The 21810-nt window shown below is 62.8% G+C and carries 22 protein-coding genes; 9 read left to right on the forward strand and 13 right to left on the reverse strand.

Annotated features, from left to right (window positions below; translation table 11 throughout):
* Positions 1 to 49 precede the first annotated feature (49 nt).
* Positions 50 to 853 (forward strand): SDR family oxidoreductase, encoded by an 804-nt coding sequence (locus AC1DIJ_RS26460; protein ID WP_112390271.1) that lies wholly within the window; start codon positions 50 to 52, stop codon positions 851 to 853.
* 31 nt (positions 854 to 884) lie between these two features.
* On the opposite strand, the gene AC1DIJ_RS26465 is transcribed toward AC1DIJ_RS26460, so the two are convergent.
* From AC1DIJ_RS26465 to puuD, 3 genes are read right to left on the reverse strand one after another with little or no spacing between them, the layout of a single operon-like run.
* Positions 885 to 1799 carry an adenylate/guanylate cyclase domain-containing protein gene (locus AC1DIJ_RS26465; RefSeq protein WP_112390272.1) on the reverse strand — a complete coding sequence of 305 codons (915 nt, stop codon included), beginning with the start codon at positions 1797 to 1799 and terminating at the stop codon, positions 885 to 887.
* Positions 1800 to 1825: 26 nt separating this feature from the next.
* Complete coding sequence (guaD, locus tag AC1DIJ_RS26470; protein WP_477831674.1) at positions 1826 to 3133, reverse strand: guanine deaminase; 1308 nt, start codon at positions 3131 to 3133, stop codon at positions 1826 to 1828.
* The gene (puuD, locus tag AC1DIJ_RS26475; RefSeq protein ID WP_112390274.1) at positions 3130 to 4374 is read right to left on the reverse strand and encodes a urate hydroxylase PuuD; all 1245 of its coding nucleotides are present in this window, start codon (positions 4372 to 4374) and stop codon (positions 3130 to 3132) included. Before puuD ends, guaD begins: the two co-directional genes overlap by 4 nt.
* Before the next feature lie 128 nt (positions 4375 to 4502).
* Between puuD and AC1DIJ_RS26480 the strand changes: the two genes are divergently transcribed.
* Positions 4503 to 5201: a Type 1 glutamine amidotransferase-like domain-containing protein gene (locus AC1DIJ_RS26480; protein ID WP_112390275.1), complete on the forward strand. Its 699-nt coding sequence runs from the start codon at positions 4503 to 4505 to the stop codon at positions 5199 to 5201.
* Between the two features lie 84 nt (positions 5202 to 5285).
* Positions 5286 to 5618: a hypothetical protein gene (locus AC1DIJ_RS26485; RefSeq protein ID WP_112390276.1), complete on the forward strand. Its 333-nt coding sequence runs from the start codon at positions 5286 to 5288 to the stop codon at positions 5616 to 5618.
* Here AC1DIJ_RS26485 and AC1DIJ_RS26490 read toward each other — a convergent pair.
* Positions 5612 to 6517 carry a LysR substrate-binding domain-containing protein gene (locus AC1DIJ_RS26490; RefSeq protein ID WP_112390277.1) on the reverse strand — a complete coding sequence of 302 codons (906 nt, stop codon included), beginning with the start codon at positions 6515 to 6517 and terminating at the stop codon, positions 5612 to 5614. The genes AC1DIJ_RS26485 and AC1DIJ_RS26490 overlap by 7 nt on opposite strands.
* Before the next feature lie 103 nt (positions 6518 to 6620).
* On the opposite strand from AC1DIJ_RS26490, the gene AC1DIJ_RS26495 reads away from it, so the two are divergent.
* Positions 6621 to 6824: a hypothetical protein gene (locus tag AC1DIJ_RS26495; RefSeq protein WP_148194281.1), complete on the forward strand. Its 204-nt coding sequence runs from the start codon at positions 6621 to 6623 to the stop codon at positions 6822 to 6824.
* Here the strand turns inward: AC1DIJ_RS26495 and xdhC are convergent.
* The 8 genes from xdhC to AC1DIJ_RS26535 all read right to left on the reverse strand — a co-directional run bounded on the left by xdhC (position 6803) and on the right by AC1DIJ_RS26535 (position 15901).
* Complete coding sequence (gene xdhC / locus AC1DIJ_RS26500) at positions 6803 to 7609, reverse strand: xanthine dehydrogenase accessory protein XdhC (RefSeq protein WP_112390279.1); 807 nt, start codon at positions 7607 to 7609, stop codon at positions 6803 to 6805. The two genes, AC1DIJ_RS26495 and xdhC, sit on opposite strands and share 22 nt — an antisense overlap.
* Positions 7610 to 7832: 223 nt before the next feature.
* Positions 7833 to 10172: a xanthine dehydrogenase molybdopterin binding subunit gene (gene xdhB, locus AC1DIJ_RS26505; RefSeq protein WP_112390281.1), complete on the reverse strand. Its 2340-nt coding sequence runs from the start codon at positions 10170 to 10172 to the stop codon at positions 7833 to 7835.
* 177 nt (positions 10173 to 10349) lie between these two features.
* Positions 10350 to 11816: a xanthine dehydrogenase small subunit gene (xdhA, locus tag AC1DIJ_RS26510; RefSeq protein ID WP_112390282.1), complete on the reverse strand. Its 1467-nt coding sequence runs from the start codon at positions 11814 to 11816 to the stop codon at positions 10350 to 10352.
* Between the two features lie 29 nt (positions 11817 to 11845).
* On the reverse strand, positions 11846 to 12622 hold the full coding sequence (locus AC1DIJ_RS26515; RefSeq protein ID WP_112390283.1) for a 3-hydroxybutyrate dehydrogenase: 777 nt from the start codon (positions 12620 to 12622) through the stop codon (positions 11846 to 11848).
* 77 nt (positions 12623 to 12699) lie between these two features.
* The gene (locus AC1DIJ_RS26520; RefSeq protein WP_112390284.1) at positions 12700 to 13719 is read right to left on the reverse strand and encodes an ABC transporter substrate-binding protein; all 1020 of its coding nucleotides are present in this window, start codon (positions 13717 to 13719) and stop codon (positions 12700 to 12702) included.
* The gene (locus AC1DIJ_RS26525; RefSeq protein ID WP_112390285.1) at positions 13716 to 14480 is read right to left on the reverse strand and encodes an ABC transporter ATP-binding protein; all 765 of its coding nucleotides are present in this window, start codon (positions 14478 to 14480) and stop codon (positions 13716 to 13718) included. The genes AC1DIJ_RS26520 and AC1DIJ_RS26525 overlap by 4 nt, the downstream gene beginning before the upstream one ends.
* Positions 14477 to 15265, reverse strand: a complete 789-nt coding sequence (locus tag AC1DIJ_RS26530; RefSeq protein WP_112390286.1) for an ABC transporter permease — start codon at positions 15263 to 15265, stop codon at positions 14477 to 14479. Before AC1DIJ_RS26530 ends, AC1DIJ_RS26525 begins: the two co-directional genes overlap by 4 nt.
* Positions 15266 to 15292: 27 nt before the next feature.
* Positions 15293 to 15901, reverse strand: coding sequence for a YkoF family thiamine/hydroxymethylpyrimidine-binding protein (locus AC1DIJ_RS26535; RefSeq protein ID WP_112390287.1), 609 nt, complete (start codon positions 15899 to 15901; stop codon positions 15293 to 15295).
* A gap of 242 nt (positions 15902 to 16143) precedes the next feature.
* Here AC1DIJ_RS26535 and glpK point away from each other — a divergent pair, with 242 nt between their 5' ends.
* The 3 genes from glpK (at position 16144) to AC1DIJ_RS26550 (ending at position 18981) form a co-directional block, all read left to right on the forward strand.
* Positions 16144 to 17637, forward strand: a complete 1494-nt coding sequence (gene glpK / locus AC1DIJ_RS26540) for a glycerol kinase GlpK (RefSeq protein WP_112390288.1) — start codon at positions 16144 to 16146, stop codon at positions 17635 to 17637.
* Positions 17638 to 17949: 312 nt separating this feature from the next.
* Entirely contained in the window at positions 17950 to 18411 is a 462-nt protein-coding gene (locus AC1DIJ_RS26545) for a nuclear transport factor 2 family protein (RefSeq protein ID WP_112390289.1), read from the forward strand.
* A 12-nt stretch (positions 18412 to 18423) separates the two neighbouring features.
* The gene (locus tag AC1DIJ_RS26550; RefSeq protein WP_112390290.1) at positions 18424 to 18981 is read left to right on the forward strand and encodes a TetR/AcrR family transcriptional regulator; all 558 of its coding nucleotides are present in this window, start codon (positions 18424 to 18426) and stop codon (positions 18979 to 18981) included.
* Here the strand turns inward: AC1DIJ_RS26550 and AC1DIJ_RS26555 are convergent.
* Positions 18971 to 19924, reverse strand: coding sequence for a hypothetical protein (locus tag AC1DIJ_RS26555; RefSeq protein ID WP_112390291.1), 954 nt, complete (start codon positions 19922 to 19924; stop codon positions 18971 to 18973). The genes AC1DIJ_RS26550 and AC1DIJ_RS26555 overlap by 11 nt on opposite strands.
* Positions 19925 to 20111: 187 nt before the next feature.
* On the opposite strand from AC1DIJ_RS26555, the gene AC1DIJ_RS26560 reads away from it, so the two are divergent.
* Positions 20112 to 20486 carry a YciI family protein gene (locus tag AC1DIJ_RS26560; protein WP_112390292.1) on the forward strand — a complete coding sequence of 125 codons (375 nt, stop codon included), beginning with the start codon at positions 20112 to 20114 and terminating at the stop codon, positions 20484 to 20486.
* A complete protein-coding gene (locus AC1DIJ_RS26565) occupies positions 20483 to 21742 on the forward strand; it encodes an RNA polymerase sigma factor (protein WP_112390293.1) in 1260 nt (419 codons plus the stop codon). Before AC1DIJ_RS26560 ends, AC1DIJ_RS26565 begins: the two co-directional genes overlap by 4 nt.
* Positions 21743 to 21810 lie beyond the last annotated feature (68 nt).

Below are 21810 nucleotides of genomic sequence, written 5' to 3' on the forward strand. Positions count from 1 at the left end.
CGATTGTTTTGGACGGCGGCGCCCCGTCCTCCAACACAAGAGGACTGATATGACCATAGCTCAAAGATTTCCGATCATTCCCGAGGAGTTTTCCGGCAAGCGTGTGCTTGTGACAGGCGGTACGAAAGGCGCGGGTGCGGCGATCCTTCGCCGGTTTGCGGCGGCTGGCGCCGAGACCATCACCAGTGCCCGTTCGGCGCCGAAGGCGGGTACGCCTGCGACGCTCTTCGTGCCCGCCGATCTCTCGACACCGGAAGGCGTCGAGATACTGGCGCGTGCTGCGCTCGAAAAATTCGGCGGGATCGACATTGTCGTTCATACGCTCGGCGGATCGGCAGCACCCGGCGGCGGTTTTGCTGCCTTGACGGAAGAGCATTGGCAAAACGAGCTGGCTCTCAACCTGATGCCTGCCGTTCGTCTCGACCGGCTGCTCGTGCCACATATGATTGAGCGGCGAACGGGTGTGGTGATCCACATATCATCCATCCAGCGGCGGCTTCCGCTGCACGAGGCGACGATTGCCTATGCTGCGGCGAAAGCGGCGCTCAGCAATTACAGCAAGGCGCTCTCCAAGGAGCTGGGTCCCAAGGGCGTGCGGGTGACATCGGTGGCGCCAGGCTGGATCCTCACGGAAGCATCCGATGCGCTGGTCTCGCGCATTTCGAAAGCGAACGGCATCGATACAGAGGCGGCGAAACAGAGCATCATGGATGCGCTCGGCGGTATTCCGGCCGGCCGCCCAGCCTATCCCGAGGAAGTTGCCGAGCTCGTTGCCTTCCTGGCGTCCGATCGGGCGGCGTCGATTCATGGCGCCGAGTTCACCATCGATGGCGGAACGGTGCCGACCGTGTGAAGCTTTGGCGGGGCGGCCTTGGCCGCCCCTTTCAGCCGCGCATCACCCAGCGGATGGCGCCGACGGCGGCGAAGGCCATGAGTGGCCAGATGGCCCAGAATGTGCCGTGCCAGCTGAGCAGGTTGATGGCGATGAGGCCGAGGCCGATGATGGCGAGGCCAGCAAGTTGCTGGTCGACGCGGTTCTGCAGGCGGGCGATCGTCATGGCGGCAGCGAAGGCGAGCACGAGGATCGGCCAGACGGCCCAGAGATTGCCTTCCCAGGTGAGCGCGTTGATGAGGGCGAAAAAGGCCGCGGCGATGGCGAAGATGCCGAGGAGCTTGCGGGCGCGTGATGGCGAAGCCGTTGGCCGCTGATCCGGGCGGGCGGCGGCGGCCGGTGCTCCGGAGGGTGCGGCTTGCGCGACAGCTTGCGCTTGATGACTCTCGCCGATGCGGATGGCGTAGCTCGGGATGGCTTCCGAGACGTTCTTGACGCTGAGCGGTCCGAGGAAATCGAAACCAACGGGCACCTTGTTGCGAACCTGGTCATAGACGGTGTTGGAGATGACAATGCCGCCGGCCGGAGCCGAGGCCTGCAGGCGTGCGGCGATATTGACGCCGTCGCCATAGATATCGGCACCCTCGACGATGATGTCGCCGAGATTGATGCCGATGCGAAACAGCATCTGTTCGCTCGCCGCTTTGGCGCTGTTGAAGCCTGCCAGCTCGGTCTGCACATCGACGGCAGCCCGGACGGCCTCGACGACGCTCGGGAATTCGGCGATCAGGCCGTCGCCCCAGGTGTTGACGACGCGGCCGCCATGCGATGCGATCAGGCCTGACATCGCCTCGCGGTAGCGCTTCAGCGTTGCCAGCGTGCCTTCTTCGTCAAGGCCCATCAGACGCGTATAGTCCTGCACATCGGCGGAGAAGATGGTCGTCAACCTGCGTTGCGTCTCGCTCATGCTTCCCCCGATTTTGAGTCCCTATCTCAAAGCGCTGCCTTCATTGCGTTGCCAGCGACATATGTCTCGATGATCGAGCGGTCGTCGCCCATCGTCTGCAGCAGGAAGAGTTCTTCCACCAGCGTTTTGACCACGTCCATCTTCAGCGCCATGGCCGGTGTCGCGGCGGCATTGAGGACGACGATATCGGCATCGGTGCCGGTCTCCAGCGTGCCGATGCTGTCTGCGAGCGACAGGGCTTCGGCATTACCCAATGTCATATGGTAATAGCTGTCCAGCGGGTTCAAGCGCTCGCCGAGCAGCTGCTGGATCTTGTAGGCCTCGTCCATCGTCCGCAGCATCGAATAGCTGGAGCCGCCGCCGATATCGGTGGCGACACCGATGCGGACGGGCTTTTCGCGGCGCGACAGCGCCTTCAGCGGGAAGAGGCCGGATCCGAGGAACAGGTTCGATGTCGGGCAGTGGACAGCGATCGATCCGGCCTCGCTCATCGCATCGGCTTCGCGATCCGAGAGATGGATGCAGTGGCCGAACAGCGTCTTTTGGCCGAGCAGCCCGTAGTGGGCGTAGATATCCGTGTAGTCGATCGCTTCGGGATAGAGCTCGCAGGTGTAGCGGATCTCGTCGTGGTTCTCGGAAAGATGCGTCTGGATATGCAGATTGGGGAATTCGCGCGCGAGCGCTCCGGCTGCTTCCATTTGCTGCGGCGTCGAGGTGATGGCGAAGCGCGGGGTGATGGCAACATGGTTGCGGCCCTTGCCGTGYCATTCGGCGATGACGGCGCGGGTTTCGTCATAGCCCATTTCGGGCGTATCGAGCAGGCCCTGCGGGGCGTTGCGGTCCATCATCACCTTGCCGCCGACCATGCACATGCCGCGCTTCATGGCTTCGGCGAAGAAGGCGTCGGCGGAGGTCTTGTGCACGGAGCAATAGGCGACGGCTGTGGTCGTGCCGTGGCGGATCAGCTCGTCGTAGAAATGCGTGGCGATCTTCTGTGCATGGGCGCTTTCGACGAAGCGGCACTCTTCCGGGAAGGTATAGGTATTCAGCCATTCCAACAGGTTCGCGGCATAGGAGGCGATGACCTGCATCTGCGGGAAATGCAGATGGGTGTCGATGAAGCCGGGCATGATGAGATGCGGGCGGTGATCGACTTCCTCGGCATTGTCCGGCGCTTTTGCCTTCACATCGGCATAGCTGCCCGCAGCGATGATCTTGCCGCCTTCGATCAGAAGGCCGCCATCGGTCTCATAACTGTAGCTTTCCTGATCGCTCAGGCTTTGCGGGGCGCGCTTGAACGAGAGCAGGCGCCCGCGCAGAAGTTTCACTGTCATTCCTGTTTGCCTTCGACTGCRCTTTCGAACCAGGCGACGAGCAGCTTGCGCTCGTCGGCGGTGATCTCTGTGACATTGCCGGGCGGCATCGCATGGCTGCGGCCTGCCTGTATATAGATTTCCCGGGCGTGGGCGGCAATTTCCGCGTCGTTTTCGAGCATGACGTTCTTCGGCGCCCGAACGATGCCTTCGTAAACGGGCTCGGCCGCATGGCACATGGAACAGCGCGTGCCGACCAGTTGCTTGACGGCAGGGAAATGCGGATCGCCGGCGAACTGCTGGAACGCAGGTGCCACGGCGGCGGCATCGGCATCCTTCTCGCCGGTCAGCACCTTCGGCACGGTCGAGAGCCACATGATCAGGATAAACAGGATGACGGTGGCGATCCAGGTCCAGGTCGGGCGGCCCTTTCTGGCATGCGTGGTGTTGAACCAGTGGCGGATGGTGACGCCCATCAGGAAGACGAGGGCGGCGATCACCCAGTTGAAGGCGGTGCCGAAGGCCAGCGGATAATGGTTCGACAGCATGAAGAAGATGACGGGCAGCGTCAGATAGTTGTTGTGCAGCGAGCGCTGCTTGGCAATCTGTCCGTATTTCGGATCGGGCGTGCGCCCGGCGATCAGGTCGGCGACGACGATCTTCTGGTTGGGGATGATGATCATGAAGACATTGGCCGACATGATCGTCGCGGTGAAGGCACCGAGATGCAGGAAGGCGGCGCGGCCGGTGAAGAGCTGGGTATAGCCCCAGGCCATGAAGACCAGCACGGCATAGAGCACGATCATCAGGCCCCAGGTATTGCGGCCGAGCGGCGATTTGCAGAGCAGATCATAGACCAGCCAGCCGCCGGCAAGTGAGGCCAGCGAAATTAGGATCGCCGTCATCGGACTGATATCCAGCACATGGCGGTCGATGAGGAAGAGATCGGCACCGCCGTAATAGACGATACAGAGCATCAGGAAGCCCGAGAGCCAGGTGAAATAGCTCTCGTATTTGAACCAGGTCAGATGCTCCGGCATCTGCGCCGGGGCCACCAGATATTTCTGGATGTGATAGAAGCCGCCGCCATGGACCTGCCACTCCTCGCCATAGGCGCCGACCGGCAGATGCGGCCGCTTCACGAGGCCGAGGTCGAGGGCGATGAAATAGAAGGACGAGCCGATCCAGGCAATCGCGGTGATGACGTGGAACCAGCGCGCTGCAAAGGCGAACCATTCCCACGCTATGGCGTATTCATACATGCTGTTCCCCTATCTTCCTCCGACTCGTCACATTGCAGAATGTTGATGCGCGAGGGAAGGGGGAAGTTGGCTTCCCATCGCGTGCCGGATCGCCGATAGTTGCGGGGCAGTTCTGAAGGAGAGGGCCGATGATCCTTGCGCTCTACAGCGACCAGGTGATTGCCGAGAATGCGCCGATGGACAGGCGGCTGGCAGAGATCGTGCGCCAGCGCGGCAACCATATCGGCTATGTCTCCTCCGGCCCCGATCCCGACCGCCAGTTCTTCAACGAGAAGGCCGCCTACTACGCCGCGCATGGCCTCAAGCTTGATCCGTTCATCGATCTCGACAACATCGTGTCTGACGATCTCGAGCGGCTGTTTTCCTGCAACGCCATCCACCTCTCCGGCGGCCATACCGGGCATTTCCTGCAGCGGCTGCGGAACGCTGATGTGTTCGAACGGCTGCGGGTCTGGACGCTCGACGATGGTATCCTGATCGGCACCAGCGCCGGGGCCATCCTGATGACGCCGACCATCGCCGTCGATGCCTTTTTCCTGGGGCAGCAGCCAGAGGACATCACGGATGGCGAGGCGCTCAATCTGGTGCCCTGCGAGTATTTCCCGCATCTGAACGAGGACGAACGCTACCTTCCGGCGCTGTTGCGCTACAGCGAGACGATTACCAACCGGATCGTCGCCTGCCGGGATGGAGAAGGGCTGATCGTCCACAAGGACGGGGTGGAAATATTCGGCAAGCCGCTGCTGATCTTTCGCGGATCGGCTGATGTTGTCAGCCTGGACGGGCTCGATGCACTGATGGGACCGCACGGCCGTCTTGAAATGTGACGGCTTCGGTACACCTTCATCTGAGGGCCGCCGCATTGCTGCGAGAGCGCATATCCGGTGGGGCATTCATCTGGAGATGTGCCCATGCGAAGCATTTTGGCATGCGTATTGATTGCCTTTGCGCCCGGCGCTCTGGCGCATGATGCGGCGTCCGGATGGGCTTATGATCCCTTCTGCTGCAACGGCGACAGCGAGACCGGGGATTGCCAGATGATTCCGTCGAAAAGCGTCAAGGTGACACCCAACGGCTACCGGGTGACACTGGTGCCGGGCGACCACCGGCTGGTGACGCGCTATCACGTTTTCCTGCTGCCTTTGACCAAGGCGATGCATTCCGGCGATGGCGATTATCACCTCTGCCTGTTTCCCAACGAGGATACGCCGCGCTGCTTCTATGCGCCCGAAATGGGCTATTGAGACGGCGCTTCGGTGCCGTGCATCTCCGTCAGGATCCAGTTTCTGAAAGCCTTGATTTTCGGGACGTTGCGGCGGTTTTCGGGGTAAGCCAGCCAATAGCCGCGGCCATCGGTGCATTCCAGGTCGAAGGGGCGGATCAGCTTGCCGCTGGCGAGCTCGTCCGGGTAGAAAGCCGGGGTCAGTATGGCGACGCCCTGGCCGGCGACGGCGGCGGCCGCTTCGTAGGCCTGGGCGCCGTAGAAGCTCGACGCCCTTGTCTTCAGGTTCGATGTCGGAACGCCGGCCGCCTCCAGCCACTGGTGCCACCAGGGATCTGTCGTATCGAAAATCCTGAGCTTCAGGAGATCGGCGGGCTCGTGGATGCCGCCGATGGTCTTGGCGAGCGCCGGGCTCAGCATCGGGGTGAAATAGACATCCATGAGTTTCTCGGCGCGCAGGCCCGGCCACTCGCCGGCGCCGGAGCGGATGCCGATATCGAAGGCCTCGCGGCCGAGATCGACCAGCGTGTCCGACGTGTTCATGCGCACGGCTATATTGGGATGGGCGAGCTGGAAGAGGCCGAGCTTCCGGGCCAGCCATTGTGAGGCGAAGGTTGCCAGGCAGGTGATCTGTAGCGTCACTTCGGTCTCGCCGCGCGCCTCGGCCATGGCGAGCTGCAGCGTCTCGAAGGCTTCCGTCACCTGCGGCGCCAGCCTTTCCCCGGTTTCGGTCAGGCTGATCTGCCGCGGGCGGCGCAGGAACAGCGGCTCGCCGATATTCTCTTCCAGCAATTTCACCTGATAGCTCACCGCCGTCTGGGTCATGCCGAGCTCTTCGCCCGCCTTGGTGAAACTGCCATGCCGCGCCACGGCCTCGAAGACGCGCAGCGCATTCAGCGGGAATTGCTTGGAGAGCTTCATGGATAAGTTCTCTTTATGCGTTCGCATGTTTGTTCGATTGGAATTTCAGCATTTTCGGGCGCAGACTGCAAGTCATACCGTCAAGTGAATGAAGGTGACTGTCATGAAAGACTCAACGATCGAACGCAATGAACTGCACCACGAGCTGCCGGTAAAAGCGCTTGTCTCGCGTCTTCGGGCATGGGTCTATCGCACGTTCGTATACTCCTCGCGGCTCGACCCCGACACCATGCCCGACCGGGTCAGGCGCGATCTGGGGTTCCTGGATGGCCGGGAATCGCGCGATCATTTCGAGCGCTGGCCATAAACAGCCAACGCCGTCAGAATCTCGGCGGCGGTCATGGCGGCGATCACTTCCGGGCGCTTGTCGCGGACGGCAGAGCCGCCGATCGGCAATGTCAGACGCTCGAGCCAGCGCCTTTCGCCGCCCTCGCGCGACAGCCAGCTCGAAAACGTAGCGCGCTTGGTGACCGAGCCAATCATGCCTGTGTAGGCGAGGTCGGTTCGCGCCAGCGCCTCGCGGGCGATCAGGAAATCGAGGGCATGGTCATGCGTCAGGATGACGACCGCCGAGCCTGCCGGGACCTCGGCGATCAGCGCCTCGGGCATCGGCGTCAGCAGGGTTTTGGTTTCGGCGGGCAGGCTTGTCAGTTCTTCCTTGCGGGTTTCGATGACCGTCACTGCCAGCGGCAGCGGCGCGAGGGCTGCGGCCAGCGCCCGGCCGACATGGCCGGCGCCAAAGAGATAGACGGCCGGCCGGTGTTCGGCTTCGTCGACGCGCCTGGTTTCCAGCTCTTCAAGGACGTCGGTGGTCACCCTGCGGAAGCGCAGTTGTGTGCGGCCGCCGCAGCACTGGCCGATCTCGGGGCCGAGCGGGATGTCCATGGTTTCCTTGCCGCTGTTTTGGAGCAGGCTGCGGGCGTTTTCGATCGCCAGATATTCGAACTGACCGCCCCCGATCGTGCCCCAGATGGCGGTGGGGGAGACGAGCATGAATGTGCCGGTTTCACGCGGGGTGGAGCCCTGGGTGCCGGTGATCTCGATCAGGATGGTGGCGGGGTGGGTGAGGAGGAAGTCCTTGAAGGTGGTCATCGTTGGGTGGCCGATGGGTTCGAGGGTGCGGTACCCCCCTCTGTCCTGCCGGACATCTCCCCCTCAAGGGGGGAGATTGGCTGGGGGCACCGGTCTCCCCAAATAATGTATGTCGAGTGTTTGCGGTGGCGCGAGCGGGTGCCTCCAGCTGATCTTTCCCCTTGAGGGGGAGATGCCCGGCAGGGCAGAGGGGGGTAAGCCACGAACGCCACCCCGCCGACCCTCACACCATCTTCATCCGCTCGACCGCCATCAGCACACGCTCAGGCGTGGCAGGCGCATCAAGCCGCGGGCAGACCCTGTAATCCGCGACGCTGGCAACCGCCATGGAGAGCGCTTCCAGCACCGAGATCGCCAGCATGAACGGCGGCTCGCCGACGGCCTTCGAGCGGCCGATCGTCGCTTCCTTGTTTTCCGACCATTCCGCCAGCTTGACGTTGAACACCTTCGGGCGGTCGGAGGCGAGCGGGATCTTGTAGGTGGAGGGGGCATGGGTACGCAGCCGCCCCTTGTCGTCCCACCAGAGCTCCTCGGTCGTCAGCCAGCCCATGCCCTGAACGAAGGCGCCCTCGACCTGGCCGATATCGATCGCCGGGTTCAGCGAGCGGCCGACATCGTGGAGAATATCGGTGCGGTCGATGAGGTATTCGCCGGTCAGCGTATCGATAGAGACTTCGGTGCAGGCGGCACCATAGGCGAAATAATAGAAGGGCGTGCCGCGGCCGGCGGCCCGGTCCCAGTGGATCTTCGGGGTCTTGTAGAAACCCGCCGCCGAAAGCTGGACGCGGGCGAAATAGGCCTGCTTGATGAAATCGGGGAAGGGGATTTCGGTCTCACCGACGCGCACGCGGTTCGGCAGGAAGATCACGTCGGCCGGATCGACGCTCCATTTCTCGGCAGCAAAAGCGACGAGGCGTTCCTTCAGCTGCCGGGCGGCGTCATAGGCGGCCATGCCGTTGAGGTCGGAACCCGAGGAGGCTGCCGTTGCCGAGGTGTTCGGCACCTTGCCCGTGGTCGTCGCGGTAATCTTCACCCGATCGATATCGACCTGAAAACTGTCGGCCAAGACCTGCGCCACCTTGGTATAGAGGCCCTGGCCCATCTCGGTGCCGCCATGGTTCAGGTGGATCGAGCCGTCCTGATAGATATGGACGAGGGCGCCCGCCTGGTTGAAGGCCGTCATGGTGAAGGAGATGCCGAATTTCACCGGCGTCAGCGCAATGCCCTTGCGGATATAGCGGCTGTCGCGGTTGAAGGCGATGATGGCGTTGCGGCGGGCCTGGTAATCGGCGCTTTCCTCGAGTTCCTCGACGATGCGCAGGACGATGCTGTCCTCGACCTCCTGATGATAGGGCGTCGTCGTGCGGCCGGAGCCGGGCTGGCCGTAGAAATTCAGCTTGCGAACCTCCAGCGGGTCCTTGCCGGTGGCATAGGCGATTTCCTCGATGAAGCGCTCGGCGCCGAGCATGCCCTGCGGACCGCCGAAGCCACGGAAGGCGGTGTTGGAGACGGTATGGGTCTTCAGCGGTTTCGATTGCAGATGCACATGCGGGTAGAAATAGCTGGAATCGGCGTGGAACAGCGCGCGGTCGGTGACCGGCCCGGAGAGATCGGACGAGAAACCGCAGCGCGCCGCATAGGTGGCGTCGACTGCGTGGATGCGGCCTTCGTCGTCGAAGCCGAGCTCGTAATCGACGAGGAAATCGTGGCGCTTGCCTGTTGCGGTCATGTCCTCGTCGCGATCCGGGCGGAATTTGACGGCGCGCTTCAGCTTCTTGGCGGCGATGGCGGCGAGTGCTGCAAACTGGTTGCCCTGGGTTTCCTTGCCGCCGAAGCCGCCACCCATGCGGCGCACGTTGACCGTCACGGCATTGGACGGAATGTTGAGCACATGGCCGACGATATGCTGTATCTCGCTCGGGTGCTGCGTCGAGGACCAGACGGTGACCTCGTCGTCCTCGCCGGGGATCGCCATGGCGATATGTCCCTCGAGATAGAAATGCTCCTGGCCGCCGATGCGCATCTGGCCGCGCAGCCGGTGCTGGGCGTTGTCCATCTCGCTCTTGGCTTCACCGCGCTTCAGCGTCATCGGGGTGATGACGAGAGGGCTGCCGTTTTCCAGTGCGCCGTCGATGTCGCTCCAGTGCGGCAGGTCGCGATATTCGATCTTCGCCTTGCGGGCGGCGTGGCGGGCGGCCTCGCGGGTTTCGGCGATGACGGCAAAGATCGGCTGGCCGTGGAATTCCACCTTTGTTTCGGCAAGCAGCGGCTCGTCATGGCTGCCGTTCGAGGAAACATCGTTGACCCCCGGCACGTCCTTGCCGGTAAAGACAAGGACGACGCCCGGGTGGCGGCGAACGTCCGAGAGATCCATGCTGAGGATATCGGCATGGGCACGGTCCGAGGTGCCGAGCGCGCCGTGAAGGAGGCCCGCGGGCTCCGGAATATCGTCGATATAATCGGCACTTCCGGTGACGTGCTTATGCGCTGAATCATGGCGCAGCGAGCCGTGCATCGGGCCGGAGATCATCGCTTTGGGGTTTTCGAAGGTGGATTTATCCATGGGGATGCTCCGCCGTGAGGGAGGGCGCGTGTGGCCCCCTCATCCGGCTGCCGCCACCTTCTCCCCGAGGGGAGAAGGGACGTGTGGCGCTGCTCCGGTTTTCCCTTCTCCCCAGCGGGGAGAAGGTGCCCGAAGGGCGGATGAGGGGGCTGCTTGCGCAGACTTTCAAGGCCGCCATCACGCCACCCCCTCGAACCGCTTGAGTTCCACCGGCGTTCCCATCGTTTCCAGATAAAACCGCATCAGCAAGTTCTTCGCCGCCAGCTGGCGGTATTCCGCCGTGGCGCGCCAGTCGGTCAGCGGCTGGAAGTCGGCGTCGAAGGTGGCGCGGGCGGCGTCGATGGTGGCTTCGGTCCAGGGCTTGCCCATCAGATCGGATTCGACGGTGCGGGCGCGTTTCGGGGTCGCCGCCATGCCGCCGAAGGCAATGCGGATGTCGTTGACGTCACCGGCGTCGTCGAGCGTCAGGTAGAAGGCGCCGAGGGTGGCGGTAATGTCCTCGTCGCGGCGCTTGGTGACTTTGTAGACGGCGAAATGGCTGCCCTCGGCGGGGTAGGGCACGAAGACGCTTTCGACGAATTCGCCCGGTTTGCGGTCCTGTTTGCCATAGGCGATGAAATAGTCCTCGAGCCGGAGCATGCGAGTGCCGGCGGCGGAGCGCAGTTTCAGCGTCGCGCCGAGCGCGATCAGCGGCGGCGGGCTGTCGCCGATCGGCGAGCCGTTGGCGATGTTGCCGCCGATGGTGCCCATGTTGCGCACCTGATCGCCACCGATGCGGTTGATCAGGGCGGCAAGCGCCGGGACCTTCTTCGCCAGCACTTCGAAGGCCTTGGTATAGGTGACGCCTGCCCCGAAGGTGACGCCGCCGTCGGTGACCTTGATCGTCTGCAATTCGCTGAGGTGGTTGATGAAGACGACAGGGTTCAGCGCCCGCATCTGCTTCGTCACCCAGAGCCCGACATCGGTCGAGCCGGAGACGATGGTGGCGGATTTTTCTTCCGCCAGAATACGGGCCAGCGCCTCGACCGAACCGGGTATCATCAGCCTGCCGTCATCTGAGGTGACGGTGATGGTCTCGCGCGGCTGCATCGCCCAGAGGCGGGCGACGACGTCGGAGCGGGTCTTTTCGAGCGGGTCGAACAGCGTGCTCGGGCGCACCCTGGCGATGGCTTCGGCCGCCTTGACGATCGGCTCGTAGCCCGTGCATCGACAGAGATTGCCCTGCAGCGCCTTTTCGATCTGCGGGCGGCCCGGCTTGTCGTTGGAGAGCCAGAGGCCATAGAGCGACATGATGAAGCCCGGCGTGCAGAAGCCGCATTGCGAGCCATGGTAATCGACCATCGCCTGCTGCACCGGATGCAGTGTGCCATCCTTGGCCGCCAGATGCTCGACAGTGACGACATGGGTGCCGTTCAGCGAGCCGATGAAGCGGATGCAGGCATTGACGGATTCATAGGCGAGCTTACCATCGACGAGACGGCCGACCAGCACCGTGCAGGCGCCGCAATCGCCTTCTGCACATCCTTCCTTTGTGCCGGTCAGCCGGCGCTTCAACCGCAGAAAATCGAGCAGAGTCTCGGTCGGGCGGACATCAGAGAGTGCGATGTCCTCGCCATTGAGGATGAAGCGGATGCTGTCGCTCATGATGTTCCTTATTGTTGTTTTTCTAATGGTTATGCCGCAGTCCAGCCCCCGTCAATCGAGATGTGGGTGCCGGTGACCTGCCGGGCGTCGTCGCTGGCGAGGTAGAGCGCCAGCGCGCCGATTTCCTCGGCCTTGACGAATTCATGCGTCGGCTGGGCCTTGAGGATCACTTCGGTCTTCACCTGCTCCTCGGTCATGCCGCGGGCCCTTGCCGTATCCGGGATCTGCTTTTCGACCAGCGGCGTCAGCACATAGCCGGGGCAGATGGCGTTCACCGTGACGCCCGACTCAGCAAGTTCCAGGGCGGCCGTCTTCGTTAATCCTAATATACCATGTTTCGCCGCCACGTAGGCGGATTTGAACGGCGAGGCGACGAGGCCGTGGGCCGAGGCGATGTTGATGATGCGGCCATGCTTCTTCGCCTTCATGTGCGGAATGGCTGCGCGCATCGTGTGGAAGGAACTCGACAGGTTGATGGCGATGATCTGGTCCCACTTGTCGATCGGGAAATCCTCGATCTTCTCGACATGCTGGATACCGGCATTGTTGACGAGCACATCGACTGTGCCGAAGGTCTTTGCGGCCGTCTCGATCAGGTCGGCGATCTCGGCGGGCTTGGTCATGTCGGCGGGGTGATAGAGGGCGCGTCCTTCCGAAAGTGATTCAAGCCGCTCGGTGATCGCCTTGATTTCCTCGGCTTTTCCGAAGCCGTTGATGACGACGTTGTCGCCCTTGCCGGCAAAGGCGGTGGCGATCGCCAGGCCGATGCCGCTGGTGGAGCCGGTGACGACGATGGTTCTCTTCATGAACGCTTCTCCTTGGTCCGCAATGGACCAAGGTTATGCGCAAAGAGCGGTGGCTGACAATCGCCGCGTTGCCGCTATCAACTTCCTGCGAGCAGTCCGTTGGTGAAAGCCGCCGAGAAGTCTGGGCGCTGGGCAAGCGGTGCGCCATTGGCATCCTTCAGGATACCGGCATCGAAGAGATAGTTGCCGATATCCGCCATCTTGGCTGGGTTCATATCTCCAGCCTTGCCCGGTGTGGTGCGCAGATAGGCGCCGTCAACGAGGGCCTTCAACGAGGCGTGCACCAGTTCGGCGTTCATCAGCGCGCCGTCCGATCCCTTGATCAGGATGGCGGCGGCTTCATCCGGATGATCGGCGGCGAATTCATATCCCTTGCGGGTCGCCTGCATGAAGGCGCGGGCAAGGTCCGGCTTTTCTGCGAGATAGGCGTTGCTGCTGCCCAGAATAGCCGTGTGTTCGTCGGGCACGCCGTAATCGGCATAGACGAAGGCACGCTGGGCCTTTTTCTCCAACTCGGCCTGAACGCCTTCCCAGGTATAGACTTCGAGGGTGAAATCGACGGCGCCGTTATCGAGCGCCTGGTAGGCCGAGGTTCCGAGCGTCACGGTCTCGAACTCGCCCTTGCCGCCGGCTTTGCGGATCATCGAGCCAAGCAGGGCGTTTTCCCAGGCGCTGCCGAAGCCGCCATAGGTCTTGCCCTCCAGATCCTTCGGCGTCTGGATGTCGCTGCGATCGGCCTTGAAGACGACGCGGCCGGTTTCCTTCTGAACGATCGCGAAGGTGCCGATGAGATCGGCGCCGGCGGCGCGCTGCGTCATCAAGCCGATCGAGCCGAGCACGCCGAAATCGGCGACACGGCTGGCAACGAGGGTTGCGGCCGAGGTGTCGGTGTAGGGGAGAATTTCGACATCAAGGCCGGCGTCGCGGTAGAAATTCCTGTCACGGGCCACGTAGAGGCCGACGTGATTGGTGTTCGGCGTCCAATCGAGGGCGACCGAAACCTTGGGGTTGGCGGCGGCGCGAACGGTGAGCGGTGCGGCGGCCAGTGACAGAATGCCGGCAAGCGCGGTGCGGCGGGTGATGGACGGACGGCTCATGGCTGATCTTCTCCTTCGAAGAGCGTTGCGAGGATGCGGTTTTCGACTGCGATGACGTCCGTCCGCTGCCTGCCGGGTTCGGTGCGTGGGCGCGGCAGATCGACCGCTGTTTCCAGGACGATGCGGGCGGGGCGGGGCGAGAAAACATAGATCCGGTCGGAGAGCAGCACCGCCTCGCGCACGTCATGGGTGATCAGGATCACCGACAGTCCCCGGCGCAGGCAGAGCGCTTCGAGAAAGCGCTGCATCTTCAAGCGGGTGAGCGCATCCAGCGCGCCGAAGGGTTCGTCGAGGAGCAGGATCGGCCGCTGCTGGACGATAGTGCGCAGCAGGGCGACACGCTGGCGCATGCCGCCGGAGAGTTCATGCGGCCAGCTGCGTTCAAAGCCCTCCAAGCCGAATTCGGCCAGCAGCGGCCTGATTTCGGCGCCGGCGTACCGTTTCGACATCCCCGCCATCTCCAGGCCGAGCGCTGCGTTGGCAAGCAGCCGCCGCCACGGCATCAGCGCATCGCGCTGCGGCATGAAGGCGAAGGGGCGGGTTTCTGAGTCCAGCGCATTGCCGTTCATGCGGATACTGCCGCCTGTTTGGGCGAGGCTTCCGGTCAGGATCCGGAAGAGCGTGGATTTTCCGGCGCCCGACGGGCCGAGGATCGAGACGAATTCGCCCGCGTGAAGCTCTAGCGAAATGCCATCGAGCACATCGACGGTGCCGAGGCGGCAGCTGAGATCGCGGATATCGAGAAGAAGTTGACCACTCATCGGCGTTCGTCCCGGCTGACGCGGTGCCAGGGCATGGCGAGCCGTTCGACGAGCACGGCCAGAGAAAACAGGATGAGTGTCAGCAGTGAGCTGACGAGCACGGCGGCAAGCACGAGATCCGCGCGGAAATTGTTCTTGGCGTTGAGGATATAGATGCCGAGCCCGCGGGCGGCCCCCGCATATTCGGCAAAGATCGCGCCGACGACTGCGTAGGTGATCGAGATGCGCAGCCCGGCGAAGAAATAGGGCAGGGACGCCGGCAGCCGCGCCACGATGAAGCGCTTCCAGCGGGAGGCGCCCATCGAGGCCAGCAGCTCCTCGATCTCTGGTTCGGCTGCTGCATAGCCGCGGGCAAGGGCCACCAGCATCGGAAAGAAGGTGACGAGGGCGACGAGCAGGATTTTGGGCAGCAGCCCGAAGCCGAACCAGAGCACGATCAGCGGCGCGATGGCGACCAGCGGCAATGTCTGGCTGATGACGAAGACGGGCATCAGGGCCGCGCGCAGGCGCGGTGCAAAGTCGATGGCGACCGAGAACAGGAACGCGATTGCCAGCGAGAGGCCGAAACCGGAGATCGTCGCCTGCAGCGTCGGCCAGCTGTTGCTCAGCAGGGCGGCGTGCTCGACGAATGCCTGGGTGATGACGCGCGATGGCGCAGGCAGGGTCGTCGGCGGCACGCCGGCAAGGTCAACATAGGCTTCCCAGATGGCCAGCAGCGCGCTGACCGACAGCACGGCGGGCGCAGAACGCATGGCAAGTTCCGGCAATCGGATGAACCGCGGCATCGGCAGTCTCCTAACGTGAGGCAGCGATCAGACGGCGGACGGGCTGTTGGCGGAGACGGTAAGGTCGATGGTCACATGGCCATTCGGCGGACCGAAACGGACGAAGGCTTCGTGAATGGTCGCAAAGACCGCACCGGCATCGCCCTTGACGCGGGTGCAGAAATTCTTCGAGCGGTCGAAAACGCCCGAATTCTTCAGGAAGTCGATGCAGCCGTAGATCTCTTCCATGTGATCGCCGGTGCCCATGACATACAGCGAGAACTGCGCCGCCGCTTGGCGGCCAGTGACCGGCGAGGAGGCAACGGCTTCCAGCGCTGACGCCTTGCGCTCGGCAAGCGGCAGGACCGGACCCGAGAGGGCTTCGGTATGGCACATCGGATCGTCAGGCTCGCCCGGGCAGCCGCGGGAGATGGTAGCGCGCAGCACCGCATGGATGCCATCGGCCGAACCGCTGACATAGAGGTCGCGCATCGCGGCAAAGACCACATCGGGCGTGCCGACGATCAGCGTCGAGATGTCGTCGGTCTCGATCCTGAGCTTTTCGCGATAGGGATCGAGGGCCGGAAGGGCCGAGAGGATGACGTCGACGAAACGGTCGGTCATCGGGTAAAGGGAAATTTGTGCGCCAGAAAACATCGCTCGCCTCGCTCCGCTGGTATTATCCAGATCAGCTCAAGAGTTTGAGACCATGCGGCCGCATCTCAGCCCCGGCTATACGGAGCACCCCTGTCGTTGGTGCCCTTTAAGCATGCGTCGGCCGGCTTGTAAAGCTGCCGATTTACGGCGAGGCAAAATTGCGATCGGCTTTCTTTTCTCTTTCGTTTCGGCGCCTTAAATGATCTATCTGAAAGCCGCTGAGCTTAGAGGGAGGGGCAGGCATGAGCGGATATGTTCTGGCGATCGATCAGGGCACGACATCGACGCGGGCGATCGTTTTCGATGGCGAGATGAAGATTGCAGGCGTCGGCCAGAAGGAGTTTACGCAGATCTATCCGCGCTCGGGATGGGTGGAGCACGACCCGGAAGAGATCTGGGATTCGGTGGTTTCGACCATCCACATGGCGCTGCGCGAAGCCAGGGTGATGGCCACCGATATTGCCGCGCTCGGCATCACCAACCAGCGCGAAACCGTCGTCGTCTGGGAGCGTGCGACAGGCAAGCCGATTCAGAACGCCATCGTTTGGCAGGACCGGCGCACCGCCAGCTATTGCGACAATCTCAAGCGCCAGGATCTCGAGAAACTCTTCACCAAGAAGACCGGCCTGATCCTCGATCCGTATTTCTCGGGCACCAAGCTGTCCTGGATGCTGGCCAATGTGAAGGGCGCGCGCGCCCGGGCCGCCAAGGGCGAGCTCTGCTTCGGGACGATCGATACCTTCCTGATCTGGCGGCTCACCGGCGGCAAGAGCTTCGTCACCGATGCGACCAATGCCTCGCGGACGCTGATGTACAACATCGCCGACAACCAGTGGGACAAGGATCTGCTGGAGATCCTGCGCGTTCCGGCTGCCATGCTGCCCGAAGTGAAGGACTGCTCCGCCGATTTTGGCATCACCGAGACGGCGCTGTTCGGCGCCGAGATCCCGATCCTCGGCGTTGCCGGCGACCAGCAGGCGGCGACCATTGGCCAGGCCTGCTTCGAGCCGGGCATGATGAAATCCACCTATGGCACCGGCTGCTTCGCGCTACTGAACACCGGTAGAGACATGGTGCGCTCGCGGAACCGGCTCTTGACCACCATCGCCTACCGGCTGGACGGCGAGACGACCTATGCGCTTGAGGGCTCGATCTTCATTGCCGGAGCGGCGGTGCAGTGGCTGCGCGACGGGCTGGGGATCATCGATTCTGCCGGCGAAACCGGCAAGCTGGCCGAGAGTGCCGATCCCTCGCAGGAGGTCTATCTGGTGCCCGCCTTCACCGGCCTCGGGGCGCCGCACTGGGACCCGAAGGCGCGTGGCGCGATCTTCGGCCTGACCCGCAACAGCGGCCCGGCGGAGCTTGCCCGCGCCGCACTCGAGGCCGTCTGCTACCAGACGCGGGATCTTCTCGATGCGATGCAGAAGGACTGGAAGAACGGCACCGATGACACCGTGCTGCGCGTCGATGGCGGCATGGTCGCTTCCGACTGGACGATGCAGCGGCTCTCCGATCTGCTGGACGCGCCCGTCGACCGGCCGGTGATCCTGGAGACCACGGCGCTGGGGGCTGCCTGGCTGGCCGGCAGCCGCGCCGGTGTGTGGCCGGATCGCAAGACCTTCTCCGCCAAGTGGAAGCGCAACAAGCGCTTCGAGCCGGATATGGATGAGAAGACGCGAGCCGCCAAACTTAAGGGCTGGCGGAATGCGGTGAAGCGGACCCTGAGCGACGCTTAGGGTCGTGCGTTAGGCGAGGTTGCGGTGGGGCGCAGCGCTTTATCCCATTCGCGGTCTTCACGTGCGAGCCTCAGCCCTACCCACCTCATGCTCGGACTTGTCCCGAGCATCTTCAACGGCTGACGGAGGGGTACGTTAGATCCTCGGCACAAGGCCGAGGATGACGGAGGGGGCGGTAACGCTCTCTGCGAATTTCAAACAGCACCCTCCAAATCTTCACCATCCGCACTGCGCGCGAATGCCGCAACCTCGCCGCTTGCGTCTTTTGTACTGATCGGTACAATGCATCCCTATCAGTACAGGAGAAAGACAATGACTGCGCTTATTCCTCCCTTCACGCTTGAAACCGCCCTGCAGAAAGTCCGCCTCGCCGAAGATGGCTGGAACAGCCGCAATCCCGAGAAGGTTTCGCTCGCCTATACACCCGACAGCGCCTGGCGCAATCGCGCCGAGTTCGTCAACGGACGGCCGGAGATCGTTGCCTTCCTGGCGCGCAAATGGGCCAAGGAGCTGGACTACCGGCTGATCAAGGAGCTGTGGGCGTTCCGCGAGAACCGTATCGCGGTCCGCTATGCCTATGAATGGCACGACGACAGCGGCAACTGGTTCCGCTCCTATGGCAACGAGAACTGGGAGTTCGATGCTAGCGGCCTGATGCAGCGGCGTTTCGCCTGCATCAACGACATGCCGATCAAGGAGTCGGACCGTAAATACCATTGGCCGCTCGGCCGCCGTCCGGATGATCATCCGGGGCTGTCGGAGCTTGGTCTCTGAAGGATTGATGACCTGAAGACCGTTTACGAACGCCGCGATGTCGTGCCCCTGCTTGCCGAAATCTTTCGCGAGCTCGGCTATGAGGGCACGACGCTCAGCCAGATCACCGAACGCACCGGGATTGGCAAGGGTAGCCTCTACCACTTCTTCCCGGGCGGGAAGGAGGAAATGGCGGCTGCCGTGCTCGAAGAGGTCGACCGGTGGTTCGAGGATTTCATCTATGAGCCGCTGCGCCGCGACGAGCCCGCCGTGGCGATCGCGGCGATGTGGCGTGGCGTTGACGATTACTTCCGCTCGGGCGGGCGCATCTGCCTCGTCGGCGCCTTTGCGCTGGATGGTACGCGCGAGCGCTTCAGCGAGGCGATCAATGGTTATTTCCGGCGGTGGGTCGAGGCGCTGGCCGGGGCGCTGGTGCGCGGTGGGTTGAAGCAGGATGCGGCGCGCGCCGAGGCGGAGGCTGCCGTTCTCGGCATCCAGGGCGCGCTGGTTCTGTCGCGCGCCCTCGATGATCACGATGTCTTCCGCCGGGCCATCACCGGCATGCAGACGAGGTTGAAAGCTACTTTTTGAGCCAGGGGCTTCTGGTGCTCCAGAAGATCACGCTGGCGCCGAGATAGTCGTCGGCGAAGGCGGTGAATTCTTCCTTGGTGAAGGGCTTCTTGGTCTGCGGGTTCCTGTAGGTCAGCGTCGGCTCCTGAACCGCCATGCCGACATAGGCGAGCTTGCCCTTGTACTGGTTGAAGAACGGATAGGAGTTCTTCATCTGCGCCTTGCGGTTCGGCACGATATCGGGGCCGCCGAGGCCGATATTGTTCTTGGCCGCGAAGTCGAAGAGGCGGCTCATGTATTTATGGTCGTTTTCCCATTCGCAGGGCCAGAAATTGACATACTGGACGACCATGGACTTCGTGAACGCCTTGCGGGCGAAGCCGAGATTTTCCATCTCGCCGGCGAAATAAGCGTCGCAGGTGAAATCCTTCGGCTCGTTCTTCGGATCGAGGTCGATCGAAGTTTCAGGCAGGTTGATGCCGTAGACGCGGCCGTCGAATTTCTGCGCAAGCGCGGTCAGCAGCGCCTGATAACGGGCGCGCACGGCCGGGTTCCACTGCTGCGCCACCCAGCCGGAGCCGATGCCCTTGTTCTCGCCGGGATTGTCGAATTGCGGAGCCAGCCCGCCGCCATATTCGGCGCCTTCGAGCATGTAATCAGGGATGTTGCGGGCCTTCGGATTGAAGAAGCGGTCCTGGACCTGGATGAACAGCTTCTTGTTCAGGCTCTCGGCGATCGCCAGATCCTTCTCGATAGCCGAGAAGTCGTATTCGCCCTTGGCCTTTTCCAGCATCTTCCAGTTATAGACCACCTGCGCGCCGCCGACATCCGGCCGCTCCAGCAGAGACTTTGCCGCCTCGAGGTCGCCGGAGCCGGTATAGATGAAATTCTGGGGCGCTGCGGAGGCGGCAGTGGCTGCGCCGGCAAGTGCGGCAGCCAGGAACAGGCTTTTGAAAAGATGCATGTTTCGTCCTGAAATGTGATGTTGGAAATCCAGCCGCTGGAGACATCGAAGCCGAAGGTGGCAACTCGATGGCGAAACGCGGGATGGCCGATACAATCCCCAATGCTAAATTTGCTTGGCGTAATTTTTTGCTGCGCCGTGTCGGATGCCGGGTTACTCCTTCGTCATTGAGGAAGAGGAGTAACCGATGCTGTATGCGATCCTTTGCTATGCCAATGAAGAAACCGTCTTTTCCTGGTCGAAGGAAGAGGAGGATGCCGTCATGGCCAGGCTCTATGCGGTGCAGGAGCCGCTTGCCAGATCCGGCAAGCTCGGCCCGACCGGCCGCCTGATGCCGACGACCTCTGCGACCACGCTGCGCAAGGGCAAGGACGAGCCGCTGGTGCTCGATGGACCCTTCGCCGAAACCAAGGAAGCGCTGCTCGGTTTCTACTGCATCGATTTCGAGACGCTGGACGAGGCGATCGGCTTTGCCAAGGACCTGTCGGCCGCCAATCCGGGCTCGACCTCCTACGAGATCCGTCCCTTCTACGTGTTCCATCCGGGAGATAAAGCCACATGACAGACATTGCCTGGATCGACGTGACGCTGGCTTCGGCCCGGCCGAAGGCGCTGGGCGCGCTGCTTCGCTATTTCCGCGATCTCGATATCGCGGAAGAGGCCTTTCAGGAGGCCTGCCTGCGCGCCATCCGCACCTGGCCGGACAAGGGGCCGCCGCGCGATCCGACGGCATGGCTGATCTTCGTCGGCCGCAACAGCGGCATCGACGCGGTGCGCAAGCAGAAGAAGACGCAGGCGCTGCCGGATGAAGAGTTGATCTCCGATACGGAGGATGCCGAAAGCGATATCGCCGACCGGCTGGACGAATCCAATTATCGCGACGACATCCTGCGGCTCTTGTTCATCTGCTGCCATCCGGATCTGCCGGCGACGCAGCAGATCGCGCTGGCGCTGCGCATCGTCTCCGGGCTGTCGGTGCAGCAAATCGCCAAAGCGTTTCTGGTCGGCGAGAGCGCCATGGAGCAGCGCATCACCCGCGCCAAGGCCCGTGTCGCCAAGGCAGGCGTACCCTTCGAGACGCCAGGACCGGAAGAAAGGGCTGAGCGGCTCACCATCGTCTCGACGATGATCTATCTGGTTTTCAACGAAGGCTATTCCCAGGGCGACCCGAAGCGCGATGCTGCCGCCTTCGCCGACGAGGCGATCCGTCTCGGCCGGCTGATGCTGCGGATCTTTCCGGGTGAGCCCGAGATCATGGGGCTGCTGGCGCTGATGCTGCTGCAGATCTCGCGCCGCGATGCCCGCTTCGATGCCAGGGGCGAGCTGGTGCTGCTCGAGGATCAGGACCGGACGTGCTGGAACCATGCGCTGATCAACGAGGCGCTCAACCTGCTCGACAAGGCGATCCGCCACCGCCGGCCCGGTCCCTATCAGATCCAGGCCGCGATCGCCGCGATCCATTCGCGCGCCAAGCGGGCGGAGGATACCGATTGGGAAGAGATCGAGATCCTTTACCGCGTACTGGAGCGTCTGCAGCCTTCGCCGGTGATCACGCTGAACCGGGCTGTGGCGGTCTCCAAGCTCAAGGGGCCGGAAGAGGCGCTGGCGCTGGTGGATACGCTTGCCGAGAAGCTCGACGGCTATTTCTATTTCCATGGTCTGAGAGGCGGGCTGCTGAAGCAGATGGGGCGGACGCGCGAGGCCCGCGAGGCGTTCGACCGGGCCATTGCGCTCGCCAATTCCGCCGCCGAGGCCGCCCATATCCGCCTGCAGCTCGATGGCCTGCAGAAACCGCCGGTGCTGTCAGGCGTCAAATAACCTTCGAAAAAATCGACCACGATGTCGGAATGGCGGGAGCCGCTACGTCCTTGGAATAACCTGATCGT

Source organism: Rhizobium sp. 10N427, from assembly GCF_056394605.1.

Excerpts from the sequence above, each read along its gene's own strand:
- AC1DIJ_RS26460 (WP_112390271.1), top strand. The coding sequence starts at position 50 with ATGACCATAGCTCAAAGATTTCCGATCATTCCCGAGGAGTTTTCCGGC.
- AC1DIJ_RS26465 (WP_112390272.1), bottom strand. The coding sequence starts at position 1,799 with ATGAGCGAGACGCAACGCAGGTTGACGACCATCTTCTCCGCCGATGTG.
- AC1DIJ_RS26480 (WP_112390275.1), top strand. The coding sequence starts at position 4,503 with ATGATCCTTGCGCTCTACAGCGACCAGGTGATTGCCGAGAATGCGCCG.
- AC1DIJ_RS26485 (WP_112390276.1), top strand. The coding sequence starts at position 5,286 with ATGCGAAGCATTTTGGCATGCGTATTGATTGCCTTTGCGCCCGGCGCT.
- AC1DIJ_RS26490 (WP_112390277.1), bottom strand. The coding sequence starts at position 6,517 with ATGAAGCTCTCCAAGCAATTCCCGCTGAATGCGCTGCGCGTCTTCGAG.
- AC1DIJ_RS26495 (WP_148194281.1), top strand. The coding sequence starts at position 6,621 with ATGAAAGACTCAACGATCGAACGCAATGAACTGCACCACGAGCTGCCG.
- xdhC (WP_112390279.1), bottom strand. The coding sequence starts at position 7,609 with ATGACCACCTTCAAGGACTTCCTCCTCACCCACCCCGCCACCATCCTG.
- xdhB (WP_112390281.1), bottom strand. The coding sequence starts at position 10,172 with ATGGATAAATCCACCTTCGAAAACCCCAAAGCGATGATCTCCGGCCCG.
- xdhA (WP_112390282.1), bottom strand. The coding sequence starts at position 11,816 with ATGAGCGACAGCATCCGCTTCATCCTCAATGGCGAGGACATCGCACTC.
- AC1DIJ_RS26515 (WP_112390283.1), bottom strand. The coding sequence starts at position 12,622 with ATGAAGAGAACCATCGTCGTCACCGGCTCCACCAGCGGCATCGGCCTG.
- AC1DIJ_RS26520 (WP_112390284.1), bottom strand. The coding sequence starts at position 13,719 with ATGAGCCGTCCGTCCATCACCCGCCGCACCGCGCTTGCCGGCATTCTG.
- AC1DIJ_RS26525 (WP_112390285.1), bottom strand. The coding sequence starts at position 14,480 with ATGAGTGGTCAACTTCTTCTCGATATCCGCGATCTCAGCTGCCGCCTC.
- AC1DIJ_RS26530 (WP_112390286.1), bottom strand. The coding sequence starts at position 15,265 with ATGCCGCGGTTCATCCGATTGCCGGAACTTGCCATGCGTTCTGCGCCC.
- AC1DIJ_RS26535 (WP_112390287.1), bottom strand. The coding sequence starts at position 15,901 with ATGTTTTCTGGCGCACAAATTTCCCTTTACCCGATGACCGACCGTTTC.
- glpK (WP_112390288.1), top strand. The coding sequence starts at position 16,144 with ATGAGCGGATATGTTCTGGCGATCGATCAGGGCACGACATCGACGCGG.
- AC1DIJ_RS26545 (WP_112390289.1), top strand. The coding sequence starts at position 17,950 with ATGACTGCGCTTATTCCTCCCTTCACGCTTGAAACCGCCCTGCAGAAA.
- AC1DIJ_RS26555 (WP_112390291.1), bottom strand. The coding sequence starts at position 19,924 with ATGCATCTTTTCAAAAGCCTGTTCCTGGCTGCCGCACTTGCCGGCGCA.
- AC1DIJ_RS26560 (WP_112390292.1), top strand. The coding sequence starts at position 20,112 with ATGCTGTATGCGATCCTTTGCTATGCCAATGAAGAAACCGTCTTTTCC.
- AC1DIJ_RS26565 (WP_112390293.1), top strand. The coding sequence starts at position 20,483 with ATGACAGACATTGCCTGGATCGACGTGACGCTGGCTTCGGCCCGGCCG.